We start from the raw sequence: 16,487 nt of genomic DNA, 5'->3' as shown, positions 1-16,487 counted from the left end.
TTCCGCCTAACAAATCCTTTTTTACAAACAAAATGAAAAGGTGGGCCGCACTTCGATTTTGAAAGTACGGTTTCGCTTTCAAATCCCTCTCCAAACACCCCTAAACGCCGCAATAGAAAGGGAAGAATGAGCGATGCAGAAATGATTACCATCCTTGTATTGTCCCACAGCAATACGTTTCGAAATTTCAAACATTTCTATCTCTTCTATGTCTGTCGAGAACTTAAAGAAGAGTTCCCTAACCTTCTTTCGTATACCCGATTTGTAGAACGTATGCCACGAGTGGCGATTCCACTTTTGCTCTTCCTTAAATTAGCTTTGATGGGAGAATGTACGGGGATTACTTTTATCGATTCGACGCGTATTCCTGTGTGCGAAAACAAGCGAGAGTATTCCAATCGTGTCTTCAAGGGCTATGCTCATAAGGGGAAAAGTACGATGGGGTGGTACTATGCATCGTTACGGGAATACGCACTAATATGAAGAACCGCTTAATGGATGTGCACGACAAAATCATGCTCCGCAAAAGAAGCATTATCGAAACCATTAACGATATGCTCAAGAACGTGGCACAGATTGTTCATACCCGCCACAGAAGTATCTCAAACTTTATTGTCAATCTTTTGGCAGGAATGGCGGCTTATGCTTTCTACGACACAAAACCCTCTATCAATATGGAGTTTGAGATGGAGGGAGAAGCAGAAGTGAAACAGCTCACACTTTTCTAAATTTACTTGCGTGAAACAATAAATCTTCGGCCTACAACAAGGTCGAAAGAATCGTTGTGGACTATAAGCTGAGTAAAAAGGAGGGGATCTTAAACTGAATTGGGGTTATTAGGCTTTTCACGACCACTAAAATAGCATTGGCAACTCTTGCAATACCAATATGAGGAACCATGTTTAACTCCTTTGCGGATTACATCATGAGAACCGCATTTCTGACACTTTTTTTACGATGATTTTCCATAATAGTACGATGAACACCTACAAAGGTGTGAAAAAGAGAGCATTATGCCCCTTTTCAGGAGTACATTTGACCATTAAGCCGATTTTTTTCCTCTTATTAAGTGTTTCATATAAGAAAATTTACTATATTTGCAAACTATCAGATGATATTTATGGAAACTCCAACTAATAGAATTAAAGAGGTGCTTAACGAGAAAGGGATTAAGCAGACATGGCTTGCGGAGAAACTTGGTAAGAGTTTCACTATTGTGAATTCATACGTTTGCAATCGTCGACAGCCAAGCCTTGAATTACCATTCCAGATAGCAGAGATCTTGCAGGTGAATCCAAAGGAATTGATTAACACCCCAGATGAGTAACTTTATTATGGTAGAGCATAAAAAATCTATTCGTTTTTTCAACGACCGTGAAGTTAGGGCGGTGTGGGACGAGGAACACAGTAAGTGGTGGTTCTCTGTGCTGGACATCATTGCTGCGATTAACGAGCAAGATGATTACCAAAAGACGAGAAACTATTGGAAGTATCTCAAAACCAAACTAAGAAAAGAAAATAGTCAGTTGGTTAGTAGCACTAACCAACTGAAGCTAAAAGCCTCTGACGGGAAGTCTTATAAGACAGATACGTTTGATGCAGAGGGTGTAACCCTTTTGGCAAAGCATATCAACAATACCAAGGCTACGAACTTTCTCGACTGGTTCCTCTATAGTGATAACACTATTGACGGACAGAGCAAGAAAAAGGCTTATCAGCTTTTTGAAAGTGGTATCTTAAAGACTGTAGACCCAGGTACAATCAAATGTTTACAACAAATACATGCTTATCTCTTTGGAGGACTGTATGACTTTGCAGGACAAATCCGTACCAAGAATATTTCAAAAGGTGGTTTTACCTTTGCTAATTGTATGCATTTCCCTGAAACCCTGCAAGCAATAGAGCGAATGCCAGAAACAACCTTCAACGAGATAATGGACAAATATGTTGAAATGAAAATTCGTGCCAATGAGCACCATGTGAACTCGTTCACAAATGGTCGAGTGCAGCCGAATTTATGCAACGTCGCCCATCCTTTTATGGAGGGTAATGGTCGCAGCACTCGTATTTGGCTTGACCTCATGCTGAAGCGTTCTCTCAAACGGTGTGTGGATTGGAGTCAGATAAATAAAAATGAATATCTGAGCGCAATGCGTGAGAGTGTTTCTGATAGTACACACATCAAAGCTTTGGTACTGCCTGCACTCACCACCAAGATTGATGACCGAGAAATGTTCATGAAAGGTATTGATTATTCATATTATTATGAACAAGAATAAAAAAATAATGATTATGGCAAAAAGCGTACAATCAATAGAACCTAATATAGCAGATTTGGCTAATGGTTGGCTAAAATCGTATAAGTTGGATTACAAACTTGAGCAAGAGTCTTTAAATACCGAAATCGACAAAGCTCTTTCTGACTACTTCAGTAAGAACGGTGGCAGTGGGGCTAATCGTCCAGATGCGAAGTTGCTTTTACAAGATAAGAAACTTAATTATTATCCTGTACTTATTGAGTATAAAGGATATAAGGATAAACTGGTAAAGTTAGATGCTGATGGGCGAGTAGAAAATAAAAATGCAAAGAATGAGCCTAACTTTAAGAATATCAACTCATACGCAGTAAACGGAGCAGTACACTATGCAAACGCACTCCTCCATTATACCAGCTATACGGAAATAATAGCAATTGGTATGACGGGCTATAAAGATGAGTTTGGGAAGATACAGCATCAAATAGGCGTTTATTATGTTTCACGAAAGAATTTAGGTGTAGGGCAAGAAGTTGGAACATTTACTGACTTATCTTTCTTAGCTCCAAATAACTTTGATGCCTTCATTGAAAAAATAGAATCGTTAAGTCTTACACAAGAAGAATTAGATAATCTTAAGGCAAAACGAGAGCAAGAAATAACGGCAAGTCTTGTAAAACTGAACAATCATATTTACCAAAACGAAAAAGGACTTGGTGAAAATGATAGGGTATACCTTGTTGCTGCATCTATTATTGCAACATTGGGAATAGCAGGCAAAGTAAGTCCACTTGAGAAAGAAGATTTGAAATCGTCTGTTGAGCAAGGTAATACTGATGGTGAAATAATTCTTCGCAAAATAATAGCTTTCTTAAAAGAAAAGAATTTGCCAGATGCAAAGCGAGGTTTGATAATCCGAACTTTGCAGAATACTCTTACTGCGGAGAATGTGAATAAGGTAGAAAATGGAGAAAGCCAACTGAAACGTGTTTTTACAAATATAGTAGATGATTTGGGGATTTACTATAAAATTGGACTAACAACAGACTTTACAGGTAAACTCTTCAATGAAATGTATGGCTGGTTAGGCTTTTCACAAGATAAACTTAATGATGTTGTACTTACTCCTTCATATGTAGCTACTCTTTTAGTTAAGTTAGCACGAGTAAATAAGGATTCATACGTTTGGGATTTTGCGACTGGTTCTGCAGGTTTGCTTGTAGCTGCAATGAACGAGATGCTCGTTGATGCTAAAAACAATATTGATTCGCCTAACGAATTAGCCAAAAAGGAAGCACGTATCAAAGCCGAACAACTTTTAGGTATTGAACTTTTGCCAAGTGTTTATATGCTTGCAATTCTCAATATGATATTGATGGGTGATGGAAGTTCTAATATTTTAAATAAGGATTCGCTAAAAGATTTTGATGGCAAATATGGATATGGAAAACCCAAAGAACAATTTCCTGCTGATGCTTTCGTACTGAATCCTCCTTATTCCTCTTTGGGAAATGGAATGAATTTTGTAGAAAAAGCTTTGAGTATGATGCAAAAAGGGTATGCTGCTATTATTATACAAAGTTCAACAGGATCGGGTAGAGCTACGGAATACAACAAGCGTATTCTTAAACGTAACACTCTCTTGGCAAGTATAAAAATGCCTAGCGACTTGTTTATAGGTAAGTCAAATGTACAGACCAACATCTATGTCTTCCGTATAAATGAGGCGCATAAGAAAGACGATGTCGTTAAATTTATTGATTTTTCTATCGATGGTTATACACGTTCCAATAGAAGGAAAGCAAGTGTAAATATAAAAGATACTGATCATGCCAAGGAACGTTATGAGGAAGTAGTTAATCTTGTTCGTTTTGGTAAAAATAAACTTAAGATTTTGACAGAAAAAGAATATCATGAAGGAACTATAGACCCCCAAAATGGAGCCGATTGGAACCAAATTGCACCCATAGATACCAAACCTACACTTGCCGACTTTAAGAAAACAGTTAGCGACTATCTTGCGTGGGAAGTGTCTAACCTCTTAAAACAAAAAGCAAACGAGGAGGATAGCTTGGGAAAATAGATGCCTCACTTAACAAACGGCTAAATGATGTTAAGTGGGGCGAATATAAAATTGGGAATTTGTTTGAAAAACTAACTGTTACAAAAGCAATCAAAGAAAATGTCCGCAAATACAGAAATAAGGAGTTTAGTATCCCTGTGGTTTATTGCAAATTTGGAGATAACGGAATAATGTACTGGGGGCGTGAAGGGGAATTTACGACATTCGAAAACGTAATTTCTATAGTATATAATGGAGTTATTGCTGCAGGAAAAGTTTACGCACAGAAGCAAGCCACTGGTATTTTAGCTGAAAGCTATTTTATCCGTTTAAAACAGCATAAAGCAAGTCATAATGTTAATTTATATTTGGTAACAGTTTTAGAGAAAGTACTTTATCCTAAGTATTCAAGAGATTATTTGGCTACTTGGGATAATAAGGTGGAAAACGATATAATTGTATTGCCAACTAAAAATAATAAAGTCGACTTCGATTTCATCGAAGAATTTATAGCGGAGCTCGAAGAGCGGAGCGTGGCGGAGCTCGAAGCATGGCTTCGAGCTGCTGGTCTTGAGAACTACGAACTCACTAAAGAAGAGCGTTCCGCTATTGAAGATTTTGATAGTACCCCAACAATTTCAGCAACTCTGAACAAGCATATCTCAATTAAGAATATTATCGGAATTAACTCTGACGCTCTTACCGATGGAGATTGCTATGATTATATTACTCGAACTTCTATGGATCAAGGAATTCTAGGGAGTACAGGTGTCGTAAAAAATGCCAAATTAAATCCAAAAAACACATGGAGTTTAGGTCTTCTACAAATGGATTTTTTTATGCGCAAGCGTCCTTGGTATGCTGGACAATTTGTTCGTATATTAGAGCCTAAGAATATATTGAATGAAAATCAGATGTTATGGTTCACAGCTATTTTAAATAAACAAAAACAATCCTTACAGTCTGTACTTGTAAGAGATGTAAATGAGAAACTGAGAAATACAATAATACGACTGCCAGCGAAATCTGGTCAACCTGATTATTCTAAAATGGCAACTATCATTTCTGCCGTCAAGAAACTAGTCATAAAAGACGTTGCAGAATATGCCAATAAGAAAATTAGGGTCGCACAACAAGTTATTGCAAAATGAACAATCAACGATAACATCCAAGATGTTTTCTAATCAATACTACTCAAATTGAGGAAACATTTTTGTACTACGCGAATATAAATCATTGATAATCAGCGTAGAATATATTCGAGGAAGAAAAATATCTCCCAAATACAAATAGAGGCCGTGTCAAAAATGTTTTTGACACGGCCTCTATTATGCTTCTGTACTGACAACTCCAAAAGGAGTGGAAGGCTACAGCTTTTGGAGAATTTCCTGGCAGAGGGTGAAGGATTTCACCATCATACGGGGAATGTGGAAAGGCCCTTTGTAGAGGTTACCTTTGGCAGGTTGAGCCACGGTGCCGTCACGATGGAGATAGCCATACCATTCCGGATAGTCCGGATCGGGGAAGTGAGCATAAGTCCATTCGCTGATTTGCCGGTGACGCTGTAAGTACTTTTCATCTCCTGTGGCAAGATAAGCATAGAGCGAAGCGATGATGGTTTCGCACTGCGGCCACCAGAATTTCATGTCTTGTGCATAGTCCTGCGGAGGCAGGTTTTTGCAATCACGGAAGTTGATGATGCCGCCAAACTCTTTATCCCAACCCCAGTCCCACGACCAGTCGAAGATAGTAAGCGCCATATCGGTCAAAGTTTTGTCCCATTGGCGATGGCGGGCTTCCTCCATGATGAACCAACTGGTCTCGATGCAATGGCCGGGGTTGATGGTGCGCGTCATGTTCGTGTCGATAAATTCACCATTAGGGCCGACGGTTTCCAGCAACGCCTTAAATTCGGGATGGATGAAGTAGCGTTGCAACTTGTCTATCGACTCATCGATTTGTCGAGTGAGTCGTTCTTCATTGATAGCTCTGCGCAAACAACTGCACACATTGATGAGAATCATCACGATGGAGTGTCCCTGCAACTGAACATGCGATTCAAACTTGGGGAGCAGAAATCCGGGAGTGGAAAGGAAACGCAACGTGTCGTCAAACACCTCCAAAGCCCGTTGGGCATAATGCGCATTGCCCGAAGCGATGGCATATTCGGCCATGGCAATCGCAGCAAAAGTTTCGCTAAACACGTAGCGGCGCTTGCGTAGAGGTGTGCCTTCGGCCGTTACGGAGAAGAACATGTGGCGGTCTTTGTCGAAACAATGAGCTTCTATGAAGTCGATTGTCGATTTGGCCACCTCCAGCCACTCGGCGTTCTGCTCAATATGGTTGTAGGCATAGGCACAGATATAGGCAAACCGCCCTTGAAACCACACCGATTTGGTCGTGTCCATCAGGGATCCGTCACGATTCAGGCAGGTGTAAACACCGCCATTCACCGAGTCAACCCCGTGTTTCATCCAAAAAGGCATGATGTTCTGCGTGAGATCCGCTTTGTAGCGGTCGGCCCATTGCTGCAAATAAGTTTCGGGATCAAGATTCATTGTCGTTGTCCATTAAAATTGATTGCACTTACTGAAAAAGTCGATGGCTTCAAGTTCGGCCTTCATACGTGCTTCCTCCTCTTCGGTCATATTCTGGAACGGCACACGATTAGGCCCTAAGTCAAAGCCCATGAGTTTCATGATGCGCTTACCTCCGACAATGTTTCCACGGAAATGGCAGATGACATTGATAACCTCCTGTGCAAAATCTTGATGCGCACGAGCCGCTTCGATGTCGCCCTTTTTCCAAGCCTCAATGATGGCCACCAGTTCGCGGCCGTTGTAGTTGGTGGTGCCGCCGATGCCGCCCTGTGCGCCACCCTGTGCCAAAGAAGGCAGAATGGTTTCGTCTTGCCCGTGCAGCATATCGAATTTTCCACCGGCATAAAGTCGGCATTGATTGTATTCGTAGAGGCTCTCATAGGTGTATTTGATACCGGCAAAGTTGGGAATGCGGCCATCCACCGCCTTCAACAAGTCGAGCATAGAGAGGAACGCGCCGTTGAAAGCCGGAATGTGGTAATAGTAGAACGGCAGATGAGGAGCCGCAGCAGCAATCTGTTCGCAATACTTGACCAACTCCTCAATGCGGTTGATGCGGGGGAAAGGAGGAGCCATCGCCCCCACTCCCCAAGCTCCGATCTCGGCGGCATGGCGCGCCAACTCAACGCTTTCCCGCAGGCAGCAGCTGCCCACGTGGACAATCACTTTGAAGTCCTGTGGGGCTTGCTTCACCCACTCTTCGGCCAAGCGCTTTCTTTCGTCGGTGGTGAGCATATAGCCTTCGCCCGATGAACCGTTGATAAACACACCTTGCAGACCGTTTTTCTTTAACATTGCCCCGTAAGCCGCGATGGGTTCGAGGTTCACATCACCATTCTCATAAAACGGAGTGAATGGTGCATCAATCAGACCGATAATTTTTTCCATTCTTATCTTGATTTAATCACGTTATTATTGTAGAGGGTTGCTAAGAGAACCCCGATTTTTAGTACCTTCTGCCGTCCTTTCCGTTTGTCGTTGGAGATGAACAGCATCGTTTCAGACGACAAACGACTTATACCATATTGTCGGTTTTTGGCTTTAAGAACCACAGTTGGACAAAGAGCGCCAAAGCAACAATACCGCCCAAGAGTGCAAAGCCGGTGCCCAACTGATTGCCGTCCGTCCATTTGCCGAGCACTTGCGTCACGGCTGCTCCGGCAAACACGCCCGTCATATTCATAATGCCATAAGCCGTGGCGCGCTGTTTAGCCGAGATGAATTGGCAAAGAATGGGCATATTGTTGGCATCAAACATACCGTAGCCCACGCCAAAGAGCAAACCGGCGCCCACAATGGCGGGCAGATTATGCCCCAATCCCAACAAAATTAAAGCGGGAATGGTGAGGCCTAAGCCTATGGCACTGGTGTAGACACGCCCTTTGAGATTGCGTTTCACCCATCTGTCCGACAGATAACCGCCAAAGATGACACCTAAGAACGATGAAGCCGCAATGGTAATCGTGGAGATGGGGCCGGCTTCCTCCATGGGAATACCTAAGTTTTGAGCAAACAAAGTGGGCAGCCAGTTCTTTGTTGCCCATCCCGGCAGGCTCGGTACAGCAAAGAAAAAGAGAATAATCCAAAACACCCAGTTCGACAGCACCACGCCGAAGCCGCTCAACAAACCTGCTTTGGGGGCAGTCGTTGGCGTGTTGTCGAGAGATGCTTGGCCATGCGACGGCTTTTCATAGAGCAGGACGGCCAGTACCAGAGCATAAACAATGCCGATGAGGCCGAAGCCTTGGAAGGCCGTTTTCCACGACAGCATAGCAGCCACGACGGCACCGAAGCCGCCTACGGCCTGCCCCATATAAATACCCGTCATGTGAATGCCAATGGCCAGCGAACGGCTTTTGCCTTCGTGCCAATCGGCCAAGAGCGACAAGGCCGAAGGAATGTAGAGCGCTTCGCTGATGCCCATGATACCACGCAGATAGTATAACTGGTCGAAGTTGGTGGCATACCCCATGGCCAGAGTAACGGCCGACCATACAAACAGACTGCCCACCACGAGCCATTTACGGTTCATCTTGTCGGCCACCATGCCGGCAAAAGGCGAGACCAGACCATAGACCCAGAGGAACACGGCCATCAAAGCGCCGAACGCCTCCGCTTGGTTGAGTTCGTGGATGTCGGCTTTCATAGAAGTCTGCATGGTCGATAAAATCTGCCGATCCATGTAGTTGAGTAGCGCCACTACCCATAAGAGCGCCACCACCAGCCAGGGATAATACTTTTTGTCGATTATTTTCATGGTGTATCTGTTAGTTGAAAGTTAAACGATAAATGTCGGGCGTGCGCACCCCCGGTTTGAGTTCTCCGCCGATGATGTAGACCTCTTGTCCATGTCGCGCCAAGGCGGCTCCTGCACGTGCGGCAATGGTTTCCTTTCCAGCAATGTGCCACTGTCCGGCTTGATACACGCAGATGTAGGGATTGAAGCGATACCAAGTTGCGGGGTGCGTCATATAGCCGGGTTGGGGATGGTTCACGGCTTCCAAAAACACGTCTTTATTCACACCGCCCACCGCTACAAAGGCTTGTTCGGTGAGGTTGATGGCGGCCGCCCCACCTAAGTAAATCTCTTCGCCGGCAGCGGTCGGGGGCGGTAAGGGGGATGCCGAAGCAGAACTGAGGCCGGAAATGCAGAGGGTGGTGAGCTCGGTGGCTGTCTTGGGGGTACAGCCACCCCATTGGCAAAACTGCCCATCGACAAACACGCCCACCGGCTGCCCCAACTTTTTCGAGGTGAGCGGCGGTAGGGTTTGCCATCCGGCTTCCAAGCGATTCAAATCGAGTTTGAAGATTTGCAAACCATTGCTCACGATGACCCGATTTCCGCAGCGTGATCCCGTGAAGTTGTCCATACTTGTCGGCAGGGAGGGATAAGGAGTCACAACGGCTTTGCCTGCTTTCAGCGTGATGGCAAACACCTCGGCAAAACTCTTTTCGGTGTTGTTGCCGCCGAGGCACAGCAATCCATCTTCTAAGGGAACGCTCACTCCATAGGCACAAGCGGCGGGAAGCTGCCCGATGCATTGCCAATCTAAGGTGTCGGCCGAGGTAATCGGGGCGGCATAAATGCCTTGGTAGTAGCGCTTCTGCCCTCCTTCGGCTGCCGGTTTTTCAGGAAAATTGCAACCGCCGGCCATCAGCAACACATCGCCAACGGCGCCGGCAAAGCAGGCCGACACGCCTTTTTCGATTCCGGGCTCGTCGGCAGGGAAGCCCGCAACGTGCTCGACACGCACCAACTCAAAGGGTTGCGCGTCTGCGTTCGTTCCATTGATGAAATCCATCATGATGAGAGAGATTATGAAGACAATACGAAAGATATACATAAGTAGGTGCTTGTTTTTCAACGACAGAACAAGGACATGAAAATCGCTGCCGCCCAATGGCCGACGACAACGGCAGGACAAAGTTCCGAAAAAACCTTGACTTCTGCAAACAATCTGTGGGAAATCCCATGAACGAACGAAAAATCCCTCCTTCCGCGGCATTCTTTCTCTTCACGTATCTCCTCTTAGGTATGGGTGAAATAGAAATGATGGCTGAGCCGGAAAAATCTCCCAGTGGTTTCAAAAAGTCCGCTACGAACGTCGGAAACTTCATTACGACAAGGAAATTCTTTAATTCAAGGTTTGGTTTATATAAACCAAGGTTTGAATTACATAAACCAAACCTTGAATTACATAAACCAAACCTTGGTTTATAGATTGCGCGTGACCTGAAGAAGTTTGCAGGCCTCGGAGATAACTTTTGCTCCCTTACGCCCAACTTTTCAGCAACAAAAATCCCCAAGCGCTGTGGAGCACTTGGGGAGGGATAAGGGGAAGGGAGAAAAAGAGGAGGAAGGAGAAAGGAGCGGCGCTACTTGTATTTCTCCAGCAGGGCTTTGGCGTTTTCGTCGCCTTGGGAGGCTGCCTTTTGCAGGTGCTGGCGGGCCAGGGCCTTTTGCTTCTTCTCACCATAGGCCACGCCCAGCACCTTGTGGGCATCGAGGTGGTCGGGAGCGTGGGCGAGCACTTCGTTGGCCGCGGCGATGGCTTCGTCGAACATACCCACCTGAACGTAGAGCAGCCCTTTTTCTATCTTATAGTCGTCTTTCTCGTCGGTGGTGGCAGCCAGGGAAATGGCCGTTTCGAGGTCGTCGAGTGCCTGCTGATACATGCGACTCTGCACTTCGGCCTGGCTGCGGAGATAGTAGAAATAGGGCGTGAGGTTGTCGCGGCCTAAAATCTTCTCGTAGTCGTTGTAGTCGCCCACGGCGCGGCGGTATTCGCCCATCTCCATGAGGTATTTGGCGCGGGCGTTGAGCGGAGCAATCGCCTCTTGCGTGTAGGGTTGTGCGCAGTGGTTGAGGGCGCTGTCGAGCAATGCCACCACCGCTGCACGGTCGCCGCCGCTGCGTGCCAAGGTGTTGGCGGCGTAGAGGAAGGAGCGGCTGCCGGCCAAGGGGGAGGCATTGACTGCGGCAAACTGTTTCAGCGCTTCCTCGTCGCGCTTGAGGGCGTAGAGCACCACGCCTTGCTGGAGCTGGTAGGTAGGCGAGGGATTGGCCTTGTAGGCGTTTTGTGCCGCGGCGAGCGCTGTTTCGAGTGTCCAAGCGGGATAGCGGTCTTCGCCGGCGGCTGTGGCTTTGGCATACATCAAGGCAGACTGCACGTCGTAGAGAGCGGCGAGGTTGTTGTCGGCTTTGGCAATCCCCTGCCGGAGCACTTCGTCGGCTCGGGCGTAGTTGCCGCGGAGGGCGTAGAACGTGGCCAGGTCGCCGAGGACAATCGTGTTGTTGGGATAAAGTTGTCGGAAATCGTCGAAAGCCGTTTGCACCAACACGGAGTCTTGCGAGGAGCGCGAGAACATGTAGAGATAGGTGTAGGCGGCATTCTCGTCATTCTGCGGGAGGAGTTTGGGGATGCCGACGGCGTTGAGGTCGGTGTTGAAGACGCTCAGCCCCGAGATGTTCAGCGAGTCGGCAGCGGAGGCATCGATGGCGCAGGCGGTGATGGCATCTTTGATGAAGTTTTTCTGCACCACGCCCACTACTTTGCCTTCGGCATTGACCACGGGACAGCCTATATATTTCTCTTCGTTGGGCGTGGTGAGGGTGTAGTAGGGGAAACCATCTACGCTCTCGACCGTGGCGATGGCCGTTGCTTCGGGCAGGGCTTTCTTCGCTGTGGAATAATAGGTCTGTTGCAACCCTCTTGTGCCGCGCTCGGTCGGAGTGGAGGCCGCAGCGAGGGTGGGTGTCTTCTTGTCGGGACGTTCGGTCGCGGCCACCAGCAAATCGTAGTTGCTCGATGCTCCGATGATGCGCGTGATGGGGAGGTGGCGTCCTTTCCAGTCGACGGCCTCTGCCCGCACTGCCCCTTTGAAAGGCGCGTAGGGGGTCACGACTCTGCCTTCGGGCTGTGCAAAGTAGCCGTGGGTGGTGTGTAGCACTTTGCCTTGTGCATCGAAGGTGGTGATGAGCACGACGGCCTTGTGGAGGTCGGCGGCGTTTTGTGCGCCCATGGCAAGGGGCTGGAGAAGGAGGAGAAAGAGGAAAAACTTTTTCATAAGCAAAGAAAACATCGGTGGGTGGAGATGGAGATTAGGAAGCGCCGAGGAGGGCACGTGCGTTGGCCAAAGCGGCTTCGGTCACGGACGTCCCCGAAAGCATGTCGGCCAGTTCCTGCACGCGCTGTTCGGTGGTGAGAGGGGTGATGTGGGAAGTGGTGCCGGCTTCGGTTTCCTCCTTGTGCACCCGGAAGTGGTCGGTGCCTAAGGCAGCGATTTGCGGCAGGTGGGTGATGCAAATCACTTGTGCGTTGCGCCCCATCTGCTGCATCACGCGCCCCATTTTTTCGGCCATCGTGCCGCTCACACCGGTGTCGATTTCGTCGAAAATGATGGTGGGGAGGTTTTGCTTTTGGGCAATCAAGGCTTTGAGCGAAAGCATCAGGCGGGCGATTTCACCTCCGGAGGCCGTTTGTGCCACGTCTTGCAGCGCCACCTGCTTGTTGGCGGAGAAGAGGAAGCGCAGGGCGTCGCAACCGCCGGCATCGGGATGAGGGCGCGCAGCGAAATCGAAGCGCAGACTCACGTTGGGCATCCCCAGGCTGTGCAGACTGTCGATGAGCCTTTTTTCAATCTCGGCGGCCGCCTGCCGGCGAGACTTGGTGAGTTGAGCACCGCAGGCCGACAGTCGCACTTGGGCAGCGCTGCGTGCCTTTTCGGCACGTGCCAAATGTTCATCGGCATTTTCGATGGCATCCAGACGTCGGCGGAAGTCGTCGGCCAAGGTGAGCAGTTCGGCAATCGTCTCTACATGGTGCTTCTTCTGCAAACTGTAAATGGTGGAGAGGCGCTCATCGACATAGGCCAGACGTTGAGGGTTGAACTCCACGTCCTCGGCCGCACGCTCCACTTCGCTGAGTACGTCGTCAATCTCTAGACGAGCGCTGTTGAGGCGTTCGCTCAGGGCTTCGGCGTTGGGCAGATAGGCCGCAATGCCTTCCATCGCTGATGCGGCCGAACGGAGGGCCGAACACACGTCGAACTCATCACTTTGCAGCGCCTGCGCGGTCTGTCCCAGCGAGGTGCGGATTTCTTCGGCGTGCGAGAGGGTGGCACTCTCCTCTTCCAGCTCCTCTTGTTCGCCTTCTTGCAACTGCGCTTCGTCGAGTTGTGCCAACTGAAACGCCAAATAGTCTTGATCGGCGCTGCTTTGGGCGGCCATCATTTGCAGGCGTTTCAGTTCGCGCTCGGCGGCCACGAAGGCAGCATAGGCTTCTCGATAGGTCGTGAGTTGTTCTGCATTGTCGGCCATGCCGTCGAGCGTGTCGATGAGGAACGTCTCGCGGGTGAGGAGCAGATTTTGGTGTTGCGAATGGATGTCGATGAGTTGGGCACTCACCTCTTTGAGGAGGGCGAGGGTGGCCGGTGTGTCGTTGATGAAAGTGCGGCTTTTGCCTCCGGCCATGATTTCCCGCCGCACAATGATGCTGTCCTCCTCCACATCAATGTCGGCGGCTTGGAGGGTGTCGACCAGCGTGGGGGCGAAATCGGCAAACTCACCTTCGACGACACATTTGGCTGCGCCGTCTTTGATGACTTTGGCCTCGGCCCGATTGCCTTGCAGCAATCCCAATGCGCCGAGGATGATACTTTTGCCCGCTCCGGTCTCGCCCGTAATCACACTAAAGCCCGCCCTCAGGTCGAGGTCGAGCCGATCAATCAGAGCATAGTTGGCAATGTGGAGATGAGTGAGCATGGGATGAAGTAGGTGTTCAAAATTAATCGTAACTATCTTAGTCGTAGGTGGCTCTCTATTTTGATGCTCTCTTTATTTCCCTTTTCCGCCATCTCGCCTTTGTTCATCAGCCGTGTAGCCCGCTACACTCCTTCTTTACAAAGACGACCTGACGAAAAATGGAAACAAATATAGCATCAATTACTTTTGAACACCTACTTAGTTTCTGATTTTGTTCCACGTTGGATTTTTCGACGCATTGAGTTTGCTGAGCAGTTCTACGACCGCCTCTTTCTCTTTTTGCGTGGCGTGTCCTTGGTAGATGTTGGCAATCTCATCGGCCTTGAACTCGGTGAACAGTTGCGGCAGTTGGCTCATCGTCTTGTTGTTGTGCGCTTGCGCCAGAAGATCGAACGCTTCGGTGATGGCCGCCCGTCCGCGCTCGGCATTTTCGGCCATCACGTCCAGCCCTTCGCGATAGTACTTATATTGCATCTTGCGGAATGGCTCCATGCGTCCGTCCAGATAGTCGTTGACAATGGCATAGCGGTTTTTGCCGTCGTCGAAAGACTTCCAGCCGCGGGCAGAGAGCGTGAGGGTTTGGGCGTTGTTGCAGATGTTGAGCGCCGTCTGCAAGGCTTCGGTGCCTCCTTGGGGCGACATTGTGTCGAGGTCCCAGCCGATGATGAGGTAGGCGTAATAGGCCACGATCGCCGTCAGGTCGTTGTCGATGGCTTCGGGGCGAAACTCCAGTTTGTCGAACTCCTGAAAGCGGAAGTTGCAGTTGCCATCGCGTGTGGAAAAGGTGGTGGTCGTGTAGGAGGCGTTGTAGACGGGGCGTGTGGCACTCACCGTGAGGGCGCACTCCAACTTGTGGTCGGCCTCGTCGTATTTCTGCACGGTGAAGTTGAACGAGCAGGCGATGCGCTCCGAGCGGCGGAAGTTCAATTGCGTCCACTGGTGCTCGTTGATAAACTCAGTGAGCACCTGTTGCAGATTGTCGAACACCGCCGTACTGGTGCCCTGCACCTGCTGATGATTGACCGTGACGCGGGCGTCGAGTTCTTGCGCTGCCGCGGTCGTGCCGAACAGGCAGGCACAAGTCAGGAGGAAGAGGAGAAATGCTTTTGCCATAGATAGTGAACAATGTGGTCGGCAATTTCGCTTTTCGGAGCGAGGGCAAACGTTTGTGCCATACCCGCGGCGTCAATCAGCGTGATTTGGTTGGTGTCGTACCCGAAACCTGCACCAGGGTCGTTGAGCGAATTGAGCACGATGGCGTCTAAGTGCTTGCGCCGGAGCTTGTCGAGAGCATGCGCCATCTCGTTGTGCGTTTCGAGGGCAAATCCCACCAGTCGCTGGTCGGGACGCTTCATCTCTCCGAGCTGTCGAGCAATGTCGCGGGTGGGCAGCAGGTCGAGTTGCCAATCTCCCGTTGTCTCGCGTTTCACCTTCTCCCGAGCCGGATGGGCGGGCGTGAAGTCGGCTACCGCTGCGCAGAGGATGGCCGCATCGCACGTGGGGAAAATCCGGGTGGCGGCTTCGTACATTTCGGCAGCACTCTCCACATCGGTGCGGTGAATGCGGGGATGAACCGTCGACAACTGCACCGGCCCGGCCACGAGTTCCACCGTCCAGCCCATGTGGGCGCAACTTTCGGCCAGAGCAAAGCCCATCTTCCCTGTAGAATAGTTGCCGATGAAGCGCACGGGGTCAATCTTTTCGTGCGTAGGCCCTGCAGTGATGAGGATGCGCTTGCCCAAAGCAGGTAGTTCTGCCTCGTCGGCCGCAAAGTGGCTGTTGAGCACTTCGACAATCGCCTCAGGCTCTTCCATCCGCCCTTTGCCCACCAGTGCCGAAGCCAATTCGCCGGCCGTAGGCTCTATAATCTGGTGCCCATATCCTCGCAAGATGTCCAGATTGGCTTGCGTGGAGGGGTGGCGAAACATGTCCAAGTCCATAGCCGGAGCGACAAACACAGGGGCTTTCATCGACAGATAGGTCGTGATGAGCATGTTGTCGGCCACACCATGCGCCATTTTGCCGAGGGTGGCGGCTGTGGCTGGGGCAATGACCATCGCGTCGGCCCACAGGCCGAGGTCGACATGGCTGTGCCACGAACCGTCACGCCGGTCGAAAAACTCGCTCACCACAGCGTTGCGGCTGAGGGTGGAGAGGGTGAGCGGTGTGACAAACTCCTTGGCGGCTGGGGTCATCACCACTTGCACCTCAGCACCGGCTTTGACAAGCAGGCGCACCAAGGTGCAAGCCTTGTAGGCGGCAATGCTGCCCGTGATGCCGAGCACGATGTGTTTGCCTTTGAGCAT

13 protein-coding genes and 1 pseudogene are annotated in these 16,487 nt (G+C 49.1%); 6 read left to right on the top strand and 8 right to left on the bottom strand.

Going from position 1 to position 16,487, the window contains the following annotated elements; genetic code table 11:
• Positions 1 to 57 precede the first annotated feature (57 nt).
• The 5 genes and pseudogenes from H8527_RS10010 to H8527_RS10005 all read left to right on the top strand — a co-directional run.
• Positions 58 to 728, top strand: a pseudogene (locus H8527_RS10010) (transposase); the annotation flags it as partial.
• 392 nt (positions 729 to 1,120) lie between these two features.
• Positions 1,121 to 1,327, top strand: a complete 207-nt coding sequence (locus H8527_RS02010) for a helix-turn-helix domain-containing protein (RefSeq protein WP_187545120.1) — start codon at positions 1,121 to 1,123, stop codon at positions 1,325 to 1,327.
• Positions 1,320 to 2,279: a Fic family protein gene (locus tag H8527_RS02005; RefSeq protein WP_187545119.1), complete on the top strand. Its 960-nt coding sequence runs from the start codon at positions 1,320 to 1,322 to the stop codon at positions 2,277 to 2,279. The genes H8527_RS02010 and H8527_RS02005 overlap by 8 nt, the downstream gene beginning before the upstream one ends.
• Positions 2,266 to 4,338, top strand: coding sequence for a class I SAM-dependent DNA methyltransferase (locus H8527_RS02000; protein ID WP_255498484.1), 2,073 nt, complete (start codon positions 2,266 to 2,268; stop codon positions 4,336 to 4,338). Before H8527_RS02005 ends, H8527_RS02000 begins: the two co-directional genes overlap by 14 nt.
• A complete protein-coding gene (locus H8527_RS10005; protein WP_370539216.1) occupies positions 4,335 to 5,468 on the top strand; it encodes a restriction endonuclease subunit S in 1,134 nt (377 codons plus the stop codon). The genes H8527_RS02000 and H8527_RS10005 overlap by 4 nt, the downstream gene beginning before the upstream one ends.
• A gap of 216 nt (positions 5,469 to 5,684) precedes the next feature.
• On the opposite strand, the gene H8527_RS01990 is transcribed toward H8527_RS10005, so the two are convergent.
• The 4 genes from H8527_RS01990 to H8527_RS01975 form a co-directional block, all read right to left on the bottom strand.
• Entirely contained in the window at positions 5,685 to 6,875 is a 1,191-nt protein-coding gene (locus H8527_RS01990; protein WP_187545118.1) for an AGE family epimerase/isomerase, read from the bottom strand.
• A 12-nt stretch (positions 6,876 to 6,887) separates the two neighbouring features.
• Positions 6,888 to 7,805: a dihydrodipicolinate synthase family protein gene (locus tag H8527_RS01985; RefSeq protein ID WP_187545117.1), complete on the bottom strand. Its 918-nt coding sequence runs from the start codon at positions 7,803 to 7,805 to the stop codon at positions 6,888 to 6,890.
• 127 nt (positions 7,806 to 7,932) lie between these two features.
• Positions 7,933 to 9,174 (bottom strand): MFS transporter, encoded by a 1,242-nt coding sequence (locus H8527_RS01980; protein WP_187545116.1) that lies wholly within the window; start codon positions 9,172 to 9,174, stop codon positions 7,933 to 7,935.
• Between the two features lie 10 nt (positions 9,175 to 9,184).
• Complete coding sequence (locus H8527_RS01975; protein WP_187545115.1) at positions 9,185 to 10,261, bottom strand: mutarotase; 1,077 nt, start codon at positions 10,259 to 10,261, stop codon at positions 9,185 to 9,187.
• Positions 10,262 to 10,317: 56 nt separating this feature from the next.
• Here H8527_RS01975 and H8527_RS01970 point away from each other — a divergent pair, with 56 nt between their 5' ends.
• Positions 10,318 to 10,638, top strand: coding sequence for a hypothetical protein (locus tag H8527_RS01970; RefSeq protein ID WP_222935076.1), 321 nt, complete (start codon positions 10,318 to 10,320; stop codon positions 10,636 to 10,638).
• 155 nt (positions 10,639 to 10,793) lie between these two features.
• Here H8527_RS01970 and H8527_RS01965 read toward each other — a convergent pair whose 3' ends face one another.
• From H8527_RS01965 to coaBC, 4 genes are all read right to left on the bottom strand, one after another.
• A complete protein-coding gene (locus H8527_RS01965) occupies positions 10,794 to 12,485 on the bottom strand; it encodes a tetratricopeptide repeat protein (RefSeq protein ID WP_187545112.1) in 1,692 nt (563 codons plus the stop codon).
• Between the two features lie 34 nt (positions 12,486 to 12,519).
• Positions 12,520 to 14,181 carry a DNA repair protein RecN gene (gene recN, locus H8527_RS01960; protein WP_187545110.1) on the bottom strand — a complete coding sequence of 554 codons (1,662 nt, stop codon included), beginning with the start codon at positions 14,179 to 14,181 and terminating at the stop codon, positions 12,520 to 12,522.
• 198 nt (positions 14,182 to 14,379) lie between these two features.
• The gene (locus H8527_RS01955; RefSeq protein ID WP_187545109.1) at positions 14,380 to 15,294 is read right to left on the bottom strand and encodes a DUF4835 family protein; all 915 of its coding nucleotides are present in this window, start codon (positions 15,292 to 15,294) and stop codon (positions 14,380 to 14,382) included.
• Positions 15,264 to 16,487 carry a bifunctional phosphopantothenoylcysteine decarboxylase/phosphopantothenate--cysteine ligase CoaBC gene (gene coaBC / locus H8527_RS01950; RefSeq protein WP_187545107.1) on the bottom strand — a complete coding sequence of 408 codons (1,224 nt, stop codon included), beginning with the start codon at positions 16,485 to 16,487 and terminating at the stop codon, positions 15,264 to 15,266. Before coaBC ends, H8527_RS01955 begins: the two co-directional genes overlap by 31 nt.

Origin of the sequence: Alloprevotella sp. Lung230, from assembly GCF_014385435.1 — a bacterium.
Taxonomy (GTDB): Bacteria; Bacteroidota; Bacteroidia; order Bacteroidales; family Bacteroidaceae; genus Alloprevotella.
The sequence above is the reverse complement of the archived record's forward strand: the minus strand, read 5'-3'. Positions and strand labels throughout refer to the sequence as shown.